The organism is Yersinia frederiksenii ATCC 33641, from assembly GCF_000754805.1.
Classification (GTDB): Bacteria; Pseudomonadota; Gammaproteobacteria; order Enterobacterales; family Enterobacteriaceae; genus Yersinia; species Yersinia frederiksenii.
On the sequence record NZ_KN150731.1, the window covers coordinates 2,648,798 to 2,661,396 of the forward strand.

A 12,599-nucleotide genomic window follows, 5' to 3' on the forward strand; every position below is an offset into this window, starting at 1 on the left:
TCCGATGCCTTAATCGATAAAGAGTGCGGGCATCCACTCTTTATCGATCAACATATCAGGCTGTGGGAAACAAATGTTCACCAAATGAATATTACTTACTCAATGCCAAAACACACCGCGCGACCACTTCATCGATATCTGCATCAATATCTACACAGATAACATCCGGCTCTTCTAGTCCCGGCTCTTCGAGAGCTTCAAACTGGCTTTTCAATAGATCGGTAGGCATGAAATGACCGGAGCGAGCTTTTAGCCTTCCCATAATCACGTCAAAGCTGCCTTTCAGATATAAAAACACCATTTCCGGATTACCTTCCCGCAGACGGTCACGGTAGCGGCGTTTCAGTGCCGAACAGACAATAATACCGGTCTCATTCTTATGGTTCAGGCTATAAGCCGCATCACTCAGGCGCTCTAGCCACGGCATACGGTCCTCATCATTTAGCGGATGCCCACTACCCATCTTCTGAATATTGGCGCGGGGATGCAGATCATCACCATCAATAAATTTGGCATGGATTCGCCGGGCCACAGCTTCTCCCACCGTGGTTTTACCACTACCTGATACACCCATCACGATAATGCTACGTCCTGCCATAATTTTGATCTCTATCTCAGAATGGGAATTTTACCGTTCGCTATGGTTCCGTATTTTACCATGTTACCGGTATCATGATACCGGTAACAAATAGAGATGTGACTTTTATCACAAAGGATAGAACACCATTATCGAACTCAATCGCGCAATCATGCTGGCCGGAAAAGGCTGACTGCAAACTATAACTAAAAGCGATATGCCCCTACGACTGCAAATGGCAAAGGGGCACCCTAAGTAAGCGGAGAAATACTATGCCATTAGTCATTGTCGCGGTTGGCGTTGCCATGCTGCTGTTACTGATGATTCGTTTCAAACTCAACGGATTTATTTCCCTGATTCTGGTCGCACTGGCGGTCGGTATCATGCAAGGAATGCCCGTCGATAAAGTGGTCGGTTCAATTAAAGCCGGGGTTGGTGGCACGCTAGGTAGCCTGGCGCTGATTATGGGCTTCGGTGCCATGCTCGGTAAATTACTGGCTGACTGCGGTGGTGCTCAACGCATTGCCACCACCTTAATAGATAAATTTGGTAAAAAGCACATTCAATGGGCGGTGGTCCTCACCGGTTTTACTGTCGGTTTTGCCCTGTTCTATGAAGTCGGCTTCGTGCTGTTGCTGCCGCTGGTATTCAGTATCGCAGCTTCAGCCCGCATTCCATTGCTGTATGTCGGTGTCCCGATGGCCGCCGCGCTGTCTGTCACCCACGGTTTCCTGCCACCTCACCCCGGCCCAACCGCTATCGCGACCATTTTCCACGCCGATATGGGCAAGACCTTGCTGTATGGGACGTTGTTAGCCATCCCAACCGTTATTCTGGCAGGCCCGGTATTTGCTCGTTTCCTAAAAGGTATTGATAAGCCTGTCCCAGAAGGGTTGTATAACCCAAAAACTTTCACTGACGAAGAAATGCCAAGCTTTGGGGTCAGTGTCAGCACGGCGTTGGTGCCGGTTATTTTGATGGCATTACGGGCAGTGGCTGAAATGATTTTGCCCAAAGGCCACCCGATTCTCTCTTATGCTGAGTTCTTCGGCGACCCAGTGATTGCGACCCTGATCGCGGTGTTAATTGCCATTTTCACCTTTGGCTTAAACCGTGGCCGTTCAATGGAATCAGTCATGGATACCGTGACCGATTCCATAAAAATTATCGCAATGATGCTGTTAGTTATCGGCGGCGGCGGCGCTTTTAAACAGGTGTTAGTCGACAGTGGTGTTGATCACTATATTGCCAGCATGATGAATAGCAGCGGCCTATCACCAATTCTAATGGCATGGTCAATTGCAGCCGTGTTACGTATCGCTCTGGGCTCGGCGACTGTTGCCGCCATTACCGCAGGCGGTATCGTCGCACCGTTAATCGCCACCACAGGAGCCAGCCCTGAGCTGATGGTTATTGCCGTGGGTTCCGGTAGCGTGATTTTCTCTCACGTCAACGATCCGGGTTTTTGGCTGTTCAAGGAGTATTTCAACCTGACGATTGTCGAAACCTTTAAGTCATGGTCAGTGTTGGAAACCATTATTTCAGTCTGTGGCTTAGTTGGCTGCTTGTTGTTAGCAACTGTGATTTAAATGCTGCCGCCGGGGAGGATGGTGAAACCGACGTCAACCATCTTGGGTGTTACCACCTCTCCGCGCAACCGAGCTAACAAGCGCTCAGCACCGATTTGCCCCATTCTCTCACGCGGGGTCAGCACACTGGCCAGTTTTGGCACCATCGACTGGCCAATATCATGACCATGAAAACCGGCTATCGCCATATCCTGCGGGATAGATAGCCCTTGACGCTGACATTCAAATACCGCGCCAATTGCCAAGTCATCATTGGTACAGAAAATACTGTCGATCTGCGGATAACTGACCTGCGCGGCACGCAATAGCTCAGCACCTGCGGAGTAGGATGAGGAGCGGCTGGTCATCACACTCATGGGTTCCAAACCGGACTCACGCATTGCCTGCTCATATCCTTGTTGCTTGATCACCGTACGCTCATCCTGACGCGCGCCAAAATACACGACGTGTCGATGGCCTTTGGCGATAATTTGCTGAGTCATCTGCCGAGCAGCTTCAAAGTTGTTAAAGCCCACAGCCAGATCAATGCAAGGTGAAGAACAATCCATCAGTTCAATAACAGGAATACCCGCGACCTCAATCATTTGCAATGTACGGGCCGTGTGGTGACGTTCTGAGAGGATCAAGCCATCAATATTGTAAGAGAGTAACGAGGTCAAGCGCTGCTCTTCGCGCTCTTTCTGATAGCCGTAATGTGCCAACATCGTCTGATAACCATGAGCATCTGTCACACTCTCAATACCGCGCAACACTTCGGCGAAAACCTGGTTAGTTAATGACGGCAATAATACGCCAATAGCATGGCTGGTCGCGTTGGAGAGGATATCGGGAGCACGATTAGGAATATAGCCAAGTTCGTTTAATGCCAGTGCAATTTTTTCCTGCAAAACCGCAGAAACTTGCTCCGGATTGCGCAAATAGCGGCTGACCGTCATTTTAGTGACGCCAACCATATCGGCAACATCTTGTAGCACTGGCCTTTTTTTCTTCATTATCAATGAACTGAGGCAGAGTAAACGATGGGCTATTCTAGCAAAGAAAAGGGTATTACGCGACGCGCATACCCTTTTTACTGAGGACTATCAAACTTAAACTGGCGGTAAATCAAACAACAAGATTTCACTGTCTTCATCTGCATGAATAGAAAGCGCAGCTTCATCCCAGATAGCCAAGGCATCGCTGGTACCTGCACGATGGCCGTTGATAGACACATTACCGCGCACAACTTGTATCCAGATGCGGCGCTCTGCCTGAATCTGATAAATTGACTGCTCTTCACGTTTCAGTGCCCAGCGCCATAATGTCATGTCCTGGAACACCTTCAATGAACCATCACGCGCATCCGGTGATAACACCAGTTGCCTCCCTTGCGGGATATCAAACATCTGCTGCTCGTAGCGCGGTTCCAAGCCGGTTTTATTCGGGATAATCCAAATCTGGTAAAGATGCAGCGGCTGGTCATCACGGCCATTATATTCTGAATGGCGGATACCTGTGCCCGCACTCATGATCTGGAATTCACCTGCATGAATCTGTTCTTTGTTACCCATGCTATCTTGGTGTTCAACAGTACCGGACAACACATAAGTCAGGATTTCCATATCTTTATGTGGATGAGTACCAAAACCCTGGCCTGCGTCGATAACATCTTCGTTAATCACCCGCAGCGCTGAAAACCCCATAAATTCCGGGTCGTAATAATCAGCGAATGAGAAAGTATGCCAGCTATCCAGCCAACCGTGATTAGCATGACCACGTTCTTCTGCTTTGCGTAAATAAATCATGTTCAGTTCTCCTCAATGTTTTCTTTAGTCTAGATGTCGCCGGAGAATATGAAAGCGCAAAAAACTCACTCCTCTGTTCAAAAAATTCGACTAATTGATAAGTTAAAAGACAAATGATTTGAATTTGAAGTCATTACAGAGAGAAAACATGATAAGTGCTCAGAGATAGGTGCCTTCAAACAAAAGCCTGATAAGGCAAACAGTGAAAGATAGGCAAAAAAAAAGCCAGCACCCGGCTGGCTAAGTAAACACTGGAAGCAATGTGAGCAATGTCGTGCCTTCATAATGTGAACACCTAAACTTTGATGCCTCATCGGAAAGCACGACAATGATAATCATTATCACTCTCACTTGTAAAGTGTTTTTTTTAACCACAGCCAATATTATTGACTCCAGTAAATAAATCGATACTTTATTAGGTAATTCAAACAGTAAGAGTAAGGTTATGCTTATGAAAAATGTGCAGATACGCCATGTGGAAATCTCCGATTATCTGGCCTTACAGCAGTTATTTTCTCATCCACAGGTTTATCGCGACACATTACAGCTACCTCTGCCTTCTCAAGAGATGTGGGCCAAAAGAATCAAAGAGATGCCAGCAGGTATGCAGAATATGGTGGCATGTATTGATGAGAAAATTGTTGGTCAACTAACTGTTGAAGCCAATCAACGGGCTAGGCGCCGTCATGTGGCTACTTTTGGTATTGCTGTTGATGCACATTTTTGTGGGAAAGGTATCGGCAGTGCATTGATGACAGCCATGATCGATTTATGTGATAACTGGCTGAATATACAACGTATTGAGTTGACTGTTTTTGTCGACAATACTGCGGCTATCACCCTGTATCGTAAATTTGGCTTTGAGATTGAAGGTACCAGCCCACACTTTGCTTTCCGAGACGGCCAGTTTGTTGATGCATACCATATGGGCAGAATCAAAATATAGGTTATTCAATAGGGGATAGCATGCAAGTGCTGCCCCCTGTTATTGGGATATCTCAGTAAGCAGGTTAATAGCCAATAAAAGCAATGAACACCAGGCAGTATCAAGAACGAGGATATTTAAATACCTGCCGTTTCTTTGATATAACGCCGAGCCTTCACTGCATATTCAAATGGATTAGCAATAGCCGGATCCTGCTCTGCTTCAACCACCATCCAACCTTGATAGCCCCTTTCATCCAGCAATTTAAACACCGGCCGGAAGTCAATAACGCCATCACCGGGCACAGTGAACGTCCCCTTTTTCACACCATCAAGAAAACTGAGTTTTTTGGTCTTAACTTCTGCGACAATCTCATCGCGCACATCTTTCAGATGGACATGATTAATACGCGGTAAGTATTTCTCTAGAATGGCTAGCATGGCTTCCTGGCTACCCTCGGAGTAATAGGCATGCCCAGTATCAAATAGCAGGTAAACATCGTCATTAACCATACTCATATAACGATCAATTTCTTCGCTGGTTTGGATACCTGTTCCCATATGGTGATGTAAACATACCTGCATCCCTTTCGTGGCCGCGATTTTGGCTAACTCATTATAGCCATCAGCAATACGCTGCCATTCAAGGTCAGTAAAGTAAGGTTTTTCTTCAAAGACCGCTTTTGGCGTCCCCTGAATACTTTTGCTTTGTTCGGAACAACCAATCACTTTTGCACCCATAGCGTGGAGGAAATTCATATGATTAATAAATTCATCAATGGTTTTTGCACGCTGATCATCGGCAAAAAAAGTGCTGAACCAAGCATTACAAATTTGCATACCACGCAGTTCAAGCATAGGTTTCAGTATGTTAGGATCTCGTGGATATTTACTACCAACTTCACTGCCGGTAAATCCAGCCAGTGCCATTTCACTGATACATTGTTGGAAGGTATTTTCTTTGCCTAAATCTGGCATATCGTCATTCGTCCAACCAATAGGAGCGATTGCCAACTTCACACGATCTTTATTCATAATAAACCTCTGCGATACATCTAATTTATACAGATGAATACAATTAAAAAGTGATTAATTGCCCGTCCTTTAATACAAGAAATAGTCTTTATTTAAATAAAACTTATTTTAAATAGAGCTTAATACTCTGGTCATTATGCTGCGTTATTGATTCAGCAACTCACGTTCAATACGTTCACGGGTCGCAACAGCCTGATGCACCATTTTTTCTGGATAACCAAAAAGAGAAGTCGTAATAATAGATTCGCCGCCGACTTTAAAAGTGCGATTGGCAAAATCCATATCGCGTAATGTTTGGAACAGTGCGGAGAAATCGACTTCTCCTTCACCAATACCCACATGTTGATGAATGACAGCATCGACCCCCGGCGGGTTCACGATATATCGGCAGTGCTTAGTGTGATTCATCGTATCGGCAATCAATACGTGTGAAAGGTCATCGCCAGCATATTTCAACATTCCAGCCACATCTCCTTTGCCTTTATCGTAGAAAAAGGTATGGGGTACGCTATAAAGATATTTCACATTATCGCTGCGCAGTGATTTCACTAAATCTGCAGTTTCATTATTCTCTTCACAAAAATCCCATGGATGAGATTGAATCTCTACCCGAATCCCTTCCCGCTCAATAATTGGTAATAACTCTTCCATTGAGCGATACCACATCTCCTCACAAACCTCAGGTTCATTGGGATCGCCAGAAAGCTCGGTATTAATGACGGAAACGCCCATTTCGACTGCAATTTCAATCATTCTCTTCCAGTTGGTTACTGCTGCCTGTCGCCGTGCTTCCAGTGGCCCAGCCCAACGATATACCACGATGAAAGATGATATTTCGACCCCAGTTTCTTTTAGTGCTTTCTTATATTCAGCAACAACTTCACGGCCCGCCTTAGGGTGTTTATAAAACGGATTAAGCTGCGGATGTGGTGACTGCTCAATATAGTCATATCCCCATTCCGCAACTTGGCGAACCATATTAGTGATACCCAGGTCTTTAATGACATCAACATCAAATGCAATCTTCATAGCGCTCCCGGTTTTACGTGAGATGCGGGCCGACCCGATTGGCTACAAAAAAATAGGGCAATGCTACAGCTTGATAACTGGCTCACAGGAAGCACAGCCCAATGTTATTTGTTATAAAAAGCAGGTCGTTGCGGCAAACTAACAGGAACAATCTCACCATTTTCTTGCGCCGCAATACAGGCATCAGCAGTAACCGCAGCAGCAAAGCCATCCCATGCAGAAGGTCCGGTGAGTTTTTCAGCCAAAACATCATTGATAAAGGCTTGCAACTCAACATCGTAGGCGTCAATAAAACGATCTTTCCAGTCGGTAAGAATTTCATGTGATAACCGCGCTTCACTACGCAGTAATACTGAAGATGGCTCAGGTAATTTTGCTATACCAATATCCCCGACGACCTCACATTGAATGTCATAGCCATATTGGCAATTCACAAAGATCTCTACATCAATGCGAGTCCCTTTCGCCGTTTCAAATAACACAACTTGTGGGTCTCTCAGATGGGCCTTGGCATGCTTAGCTTTGCGTGGGAAAACAACTTGTACAGAAACGTAATCATCATCCAATAGCCAGCGTAGTACATCGATTTCATGAATTAAGGTATCCGTGATAGCCATGCTTGTTGTGTAGTTCTCGCCAACTCTTGGATTACGGTGAGCACAGTGCAACATTAACGGATCACCAATCTTTCCACTGGTAATAACATCTTTCAGTGCGCGATAACCTTGATCATAAGGGCGCATAAACCCGACTTGAACCAATCGCTTACCTTGCGCAGCCTCGGCTTCTACAATGCGTTTACACCCTTCAGCAGTTACGGCTAACGGTTTTTCACAAAAAACATATTTCCCCGCAGCAACTGCGGCCAGAACAAACTCTTCGTGGCTTGGCCCCCAAGAGGTGACTAACACCGCATCCACTTCTTTCGCATTAATGACTTCATAGCCATCAGCATAAACATTTGCTTCGATACCAAGGTCGCGAATAACTTTGGTGGCGTGTTCACGATTGATATCGGTTACGGCGACGACACGACTACCCTGCAATACCTTGCTACAACGGCGAATATGATCCTGACCAATAGCACCAGTTCCGATCACACCAATATTTAACGGCATATTATTTCCCTCATGAAGTTTCGGTTTGCAGGCAATACCTGCTCGTTTTACAACTTCACATCCAGATCAACTGCAATGAGTGTTAGTAATCACGGGCTTTAGCGATATTTTGCTCTAACACCCGAACCACCGCGTCCGTCCTTTCACTTTCAGAAACCTGGGCAACCCCAACCCGCCACCAACTCAGGTATTTATGCACCATGGTTTTTGGTAGGACTTTTATGTCGATCAAGGTTGAAATCGTCTGCAAACGGGCATCTGCCAATGCATCGATAAGTTGTTGTTCAGTGGAAACACGGTATGTCTTACAACCATAGGCGGCGGCCAACATAGCAAAATCAACCGGGACAAAATCACCGTCTAATTGGCCGGTTTCTTGATTACGGAAACGAAATTCAGTGGCATAACTGTCCATGCCATGTTCCATCTGGAGATTATTAATGCAGCCATTGGTCATGTTATCGAACAATACGACATTAATTTTGCAGTGTTCCTGGATAGACGTGACCAACTCGGAGTGCAGCATCATAAATGCGCCGTCACCAACCAATGAATAAACTTCGCGCTCAGGTTCAGCCAGTTTCACACCTAATGCAGCACTGACTTCATAACCCATGCATGAGTAACCATACTCAACGTGGTAGCCATTACTCCCTTTGGTGCGCCACACCCGCTGCAAATCACCTGGTAAGCTGCCCGCAGCCGCAACAATGACCGCATCTTGAGGTAACTGATTATTAAGCACTCCTAGCACCTGGCTTTGCGTCAAGAAAGAGCCGGTTTTATTGATAAATTCAGCGAAGACTTGTTCACGATTTAAATGGTCATTAATTTCAGGAGTGAAATCATCAGCATTGTATTCCACCTGATAGACTCGCTGAGTCTCCGCTAACTGCTCAGCACGCATCCGGGCAATTTCACCGCCCCAGCTGGCCTGATAGCCTGTATTGTCGAGTTGCTGATGTAATGCTGATAATGCTTCCCGTGCATCGGCCAATAATTGCAAACCATCCAGTTTACCTGCATCAAAAGCACTGACATTAATATTGAGGAATGAGACATCCGGGCTCTGGAATAGCCATTTAGATGATGTGGTAAAATCGGTATAACGTGTGCCGACGCCAATGACTAAGTCAGCCTGCTTTGCCAATGTGTTAGCTGCCAAACAACCGGTCTCGCCAATGCCGCCAAGATTCAATTCATGTTCGGAGCTGATAGTCCCTTTGCCAGCTTGTGTTTCTACCCACGGCAAACCAAAACGCTCAGCAAATCGTTGCAATGCCTGACCCGCTTGCGAATACTTTACCCCACCGCCACACACTAGAATCGGTCTACGCTTTGAAGTAAGCAAAGCAATGGCATCCGCCAGCATTACGGTACTGGCAGGCCGCCGATCAAGGCGATGAACTCGTTTTTGGAAGAAGTAATCAGGATAATCATAAGCTTCAGCCTGGACATCTTGTGGTAAACAAAGTGTCACTGCACCAGTCTCTGCAGGATCGGTCAGTACTCGCATCGCATTAATGCACGCACTCATCAGTTGTTCCGGCCGAGTAATACGATCCCAATATTTACTGACTGGTTTGAATGCATCATTGGTACTAATACTCAGGTCGTGAGACTGTTCAATTTGCTGTAATACTGGATCCGGTTGGCGTGATGCAAACACATCGCCAGGAAGGAGCAGTAGCGGAATGCGGTTGGCCGTTGCGGTTGCTGCGGCAGTAATCATGTTGGCACTGCCTGGCCCAACAGATGATGTACAAGCATAAATTTGCTGACGCAGTTTTTGTTTAGCAAAGGCGGTGGCCGCATGAGCCATTCCTTGTTCATTTCGCCCCTGATGAACCACTAACTCACCACAATCTTGTTCCAATGCCTGCCCGACACCCAACACATTACCATGGCCAAAAATAGCAAAAATCCCTTTGATAAATTTGATTTCCTGACCATCAACTTGCAGGTACTGATTGTCCAAAAACCGGACTAAAGCCTGTGCCGTGGTTAGCCGAATCTTATTCATTTATCCATCCTTTGCTTGGTTTGTGTGACACCATGGTGACTGAGATACTTTCAGCCCTGAGGATACGTTTGCCGGAGCGAAGAGGCAGGCTTGATAGCTTCTGCGATGCTGACGACCGTTAGGTGAAACATAGCTGGGATTATAAACAAATATTTTTTTCATAAAATGACATTACAGAAGAAACATTTCATTTTGCGATGAAGATCAAATAATCCAGGAAAACACTGAAACGATAAAAGCCTTATAAAAGGTTCTGAAGCAACATCAATTCCATCCGACGATATATATGCTTAGTCCATTGATATAATTATATTATATTTTCTTTACCTATCGACTATATCTTCCTAAAAAAGCTATCAATAATTGGCTTAATTTATTGGCGTAAGTCCTATTTTAATGCGTGATATAAGGCTTTTATCTATGTCACATAATAGGGTAATAAATTTCATTTAACCTTGAAGTTGAAATTTTTATTCCTCATACTGATTTCAGAAAGGTTATTGTAGGTACAATTCATCGGTCATTGTCGGGATTCGAATTAATACAGAAGGAAATGGGGATGGGTACACAACACAAAGTGCTGGATGTCATATGTATCGGGCGAATTGCCGTTGATTTTTATGGGCAACAGATTGGGTCCCGGCTGGAAGATACCAGCACATTTGCCAAATATTTGGGCGGGTCATCAGGTAATGTTGCCTATGGAACAGCAATCCAAGGCTTGAAATCAGGGATGCTGGCACGTGTCGGTGATGAACATATGGGCCGTTTCCTACGCGAGGAATTACAACGTGTTGGGGCCGATACCCGTTTTCTTATTACAGATAAACAGCGCCTAACCGCTCTGGTTATTCTGGGTATTAAGGATCAAGAGACGTTTCCACTGATCTTCTACCGTGAAAACTGCGCAGATATGGCACTTACGCCAGATGATATTGATGAGTCTTATATTGCTTCATCACGCGCGCTGGCTATCACTGGTACACATCTTTCTCATCCCAATACGCGTGCCGCAGTGCTAAAAGCATTGGAATATGCTCATAAGCATGGCCTGCGAACAGCGCTGGACATTGATTATCGCCCAGTCTTATGGGGCTTAACTTCTCTAGGTGACGGTGAAACACGTTTCATTGAATCAGAAAAAGTGACTCAGGAATTGCAGGAAGTTCTGCATCATTTCAATTTGATTGTCGGTACCGAAGAAGAGTTCCATATTGCCGGTGGCAGTACTGATACACTGACCGCTTTGCAAAATGTACGCAAAGCAACAGCGGCGACACTGGTCTGTAAGCGCGGAGCACAAGGTTGCTCAGTATTCGAAGGGGAAATTCCTAACAGTTGGGAGCGAGTCAAACTACATTCCGGTGTTCGTGTTGAAGTTCTCAATGTACTGGGTGCAGGTGATGCATTCATGTCTGGTTTGCTGCGCGGTTACCTTAATGATGAAGGCTGGGAACAAGCTTGTCGTTATGCCAATGCTTGTGGCGCACTAGTTGTTTCACGTCATGGCTGCGCACCGGCCATGCCAACCAAAATTGAATTAGATGACTATCTCAGCCGTGAACATGCTGTTCTACGCCCTGATCGTGATGCTCATCTTAACCATTTACACCGAGTGACCACACGTAAACAGCAGTGGCCGGAGCTTTGTGTATTTGCTTTTGATCACCGAAAACAACTCGCTGAAATGGCCCGTGATGCGGGAGTTAGTGAAGAGCGGCTCCCCAAGCTCAAGACATTGTTACTGCAAGCAGCACAACAGGCAGCCCAAGAGTCTGGGCTAGAACATAAAAGTGGCATTCTGGCCGATACAACATACGGCCAGGAAGCCCTCAATGCCATTACTGGTCAAGGGTGGTGGATAGGCCGGCCAATTGAACTGCCAAGCTCAAGACCATTACGGCTCGAACATGGCAATATTGGGTCTCAGCTTATCGATTGGCCGCTAGAACACGTTGTAAAGTGTCTGGTTTTTTATCATCCCAAAGACAGCGCTGAGTTACGTCAACAGCAAGATGAGCTAATTCTTGATGTTTACCATGGATGCTGTAAATCAGGGCATGAATTGCTGTTAGAAGTGATTTTACCTGAAGACAATAAAGATAAAGATGAACGTTATTATATTGAAACCATGTCACATTTCTATCAGTTAGGTATTCAACCAGATTGGTGGAAGCTGCCACCACTTAGTGCTGAAAACTGGCAACAGGTTGGTAAGCTGATTGAAACTCAAGATCCTTATTGTCGAGGTGTATTAATTCTGGGGTTGGATTCTCCTGAAGCCATATTAAAAGCGGGTTTTGCTGCAGCAGCACAAGCACCTTGGGTGAAAGGTTTTGCTGTCGGTCGAACCATCTTCGGCCAGGCATCACGCCATTGGCTACAAGGTGAGTTAAATGATGCCGAGCTCATCTCACAAGTGAAACAAAATTATCAAACCCTGATAGGTTATTGGCGGGATTGCCGTCCGGTAGCCTAACGATAAAACAGTTTCAATGGCGCGGGTGTGGGAACATATCA

At 45.6% G+C, this 12,599-nt stretch carries 10 protein-coding genes; 3 read left to right on the forward strand and 7 right to left on the reverse strand.

The window, feature by feature from the left end:
* Positions 1–91 precede the first annotated feature (91 nt).
* The gene (locus DJ58_RS09960) at positions 92–598 is read right to left on the reverse strand and encodes a gluconokinase (protein ID WP_004709423.1); all 507 of its coding nucleotides are present in this window, start codon (positions 596–598) and stop codon (positions 92–94) included.
* A gap of 251 nt (positions 599–849) precedes the next feature.
* Between DJ58_RS09960 and gntT the strand changes: the two genes are divergently transcribed.
* Complete coding sequence (gene gntT / locus DJ58_RS09955; protein WP_004709425.1) at positions 850–2,166, forward strand: gluconate transporter; 1,317 nt, start codon at positions 850–852, stop codon at positions 2,164–2,166.
* Here the strand turns inward: gntT and gntR are convergent.
* Together gntR and DJ58_RS09945 are read right to left on the reverse strand one after the other, a co-directional pair.
* The gene (gene gntR / locus DJ58_RS09950; protein WP_032911113.1) at positions 2,163–3,158 is read right to left on the reverse strand and encodes a gluconate operon transcriptional repressor GntR; all 996 of its coding nucleotides are present in this window, start codon (positions 3,156–3,158) and stop codon (positions 2,163–2,165) included. The two genes, gntT and gntR, sit on opposite strands and share 4 nt — an antisense overlap.
* Positions 3,159–3,254: 96 nt before the next feature.
* Positions 3,255–3,950, reverse strand: coding sequence for a pirin family protein (locus DJ58_RS09945; RefSeq protein ID WP_004709427.1), 696 nt, complete (start codon positions 3,948–3,950; stop codon positions 3,255–3,257).
* A gap of 451 nt (positions 3,951–4,401) precedes the next feature.
* On the opposite strand from DJ58_RS09945, the gene DJ58_RS09940 reads away from it, so the two are divergent.
* Positions 4,402–4,896 carry a GNAT family N-acetyltransferase gene (locus tag DJ58_RS09940; protein WP_004707142.1) on the forward strand — a complete coding sequence of 165 codons (495 nt, stop codon included), beginning with the start codon at positions 4,402–4,404 and terminating at the stop codon, positions 4,894–4,896.
* 116 nt (positions 4,897–5,012) lie between these two features.
* Here the strand turns inward: DJ58_RS09940 and iolE are convergent, their stop codons facing one another.
* The 4 genes from iolE to iolD all read right to left on the reverse strand — a co-directional run bounded on the left by iolE (position 5,013) and on the right by iolD (position 10,079).
* Positions 5,013–5,909 (reverse strand): myo-inosose-2 dehydratase, encoded by an 897-nt coding sequence (gene iolE, locus DJ58_RS09935; protein ID WP_004707143.1) that lies wholly within the window; start codon positions 5,907–5,909, stop codon positions 5,013–5,015.
* A gap of 144 nt (positions 5,910–6,053) precedes the next feature.
* Positions 6,054–6,938: a sugar phosphate isomerase/epimerase family protein gene (locus DJ58_RS09930; protein WP_004707144.1), complete on the reverse strand. Its 885-nt coding sequence runs from the start codon at positions 6,936–6,938 to the stop codon at positions 6,054–6,056.
* Between the two features lie 104 nt (positions 6,939–7,042).
* Positions 7,043–8,056 carry a bifunctional inositol 2-dehydrogenase/D-chiro-inositol 1-dehydrogenase gene (gene iolG / locus DJ58_RS09925; protein ID WP_004707145.1) on the reverse strand — a complete coding sequence of 338 codons (1,014 nt, stop codon included), beginning with the start codon at positions 8,054–8,056 and terminating at the stop codon, positions 7,043–7,045.
* Between the two features lie 82 nt (positions 8,057–8,138).
* Complete coding sequence (iolD, locus tag DJ58_RS09920; RefSeq protein ID WP_004707146.1) at positions 8,139–10,079, reverse strand: 3D-(3,5/4)-trihydroxycyclohexane-1,2-dione acylhydrolase (decyclizing); 1,941 nt, start codon at positions 10,077–10,079, stop codon at positions 8,139–8,141.
* 559 nt (positions 10,080–10,638) lie between these two features.
* Between iolD and DJ58_RS09915 the strand changes: the two genes are divergently transcribed.
* Entirely contained in the window at positions 10,639–12,558 is a 1,920-nt protein-coding gene (locus tag DJ58_RS09915) for a bifunctional 5-dehydro-2-deoxygluconokinase/5-dehydro-2-deoxyphosphogluconate aldolase (protein ID WP_032910526.1), read from the forward strand.
* The last annotated feature ends 41 nt before the right edge of the window (positions 12,559–12,599 follow it).